Genomic DNA, 544 nt, shown 5'->3' with positions numbered 1-544 from the left:
CCTCCTGCCTCCATGCAATCGTTCGCAAGAGCCAGCTATCCCCGACAGGGATGTAGGGGAGGCGCGTGAGCAGGAAGCGGTAGCTTTACATGCGATTTGCGCCTTGAATCTAAAAATTCTGAATCACAATCCACTTCGTCCAGATTTAATCAAAGGCTTCCAAGCAAAAATTCCTGGTTTATCGGATGATGATGGAGCGACGGGATAAAGAGAAGGCCGCATTCCTTGTGACCAACAACATGAAAGAACCCAAGCGGGTGTCGGGACTGCGTGCGGAGAATTGAGTATAGGTGATCTGATATGTCCAGCCGTGTTGCCCAAGAATGACAAAGGCCTGCATTTGCAGGCCTTTAATGTCGCCCGACTACAGTCAGGCCTAAGCTGGTACCGAGGGACGGACTCGAACCGTCAAGGCCGTGAAGCCGGGGGATTTTGAATCCCCTGTGTCTACCAATTCCACCACCCCGGCGTGGTAGGTGACGATTATAAACGTGTTGTGGGGCGGCTGAAAGGGGTTAGGGAGCCCCTGATCACGTCATGAACT

The 544-nt window shown here is 52.6% G+C and carries 1 protein-coding gene and 1 tRNA gene; one reads left to right on the top strand and one right to left on the bottom strand.

Annotated features, from left to right (window positions below):
* Positions 1–208 (top strand): hypothetical protein (locus tag RIFP1SYM_RS18510; RefSeq protein ID WP_240992162.1); only part of this gene is annotated, 208 nt, incomplete at its 5' end.
* Positions 209–382: 174 nt separating this feature from the next.
* Here the strand turns inward: RIFP1SYM_RS18510 and RIFP1SYM_RS16175 are convergent.
* Positions 383–469, bottom strand: a tRNA-Leu gene (locus tag RIFP1SYM_RS16175).
* Positions 470–544: the final 75 nt, after the last annotated feature.

It is taken from the genome of endosymbiont of Riftia pachyptila (vent Ph05) (assembly GCF_000224455.1).
GTDB lineage: Bacteria > Pseudomonadota > Gammaproteobacteria > Chromatiales > Chromatiaceae > Endoriftia > Endoriftia persephonae.
This window is presented reverse-complemented; position numbering and strand designations above follow the sequence as displayed.